Here is a 230-nt window from a genome sequence, read left to right as displayed (position 1 = left end):
CGTGTTAAAAACATTGTTATTTGAACACCAGTTGTATTTTGCTCCTCATCTAATATAACAAATGATTCATCCAGAGTACGCCCTCTCATATAAGCAAGAGTTGCAATTTCAATTACACCACGTTCCATCATACGTTGTGTATATTCTTGTCCAAGAATATCACGTAACGCATCATATAGTGGACGTAAATACGGATCTACTTTTTCTTTCAAATCACCTGGTAAACACCC

1 protein-coding gene is annotated in these 230 nt (G+C 36.1%); it reads right to left on the bottom strand.

Annotated features, from left to right (window positions below):
* Positions 1 to 230 (bottom strand): PhoH family protein (locus SB773_RS35065; RefSeq protein ID WP_410595208.1); only part of this gene is annotated, 230 nt, incomplete at both ends.

It is taken from the genome of Bacillus sp. SIMBA_074 (assembly GCF_046534555.1).
Lineage (GTDB): Bacteria > Bacillota > Bacilli > Bacillales > Bacillaceae_G > Bacillus_A > Bacillus_A mycoides.
The sequence above is the reverse complement of the archived record's forward strand: the minus strand, read 5'-3'. Positions and strand labels throughout refer to the sequence as shown.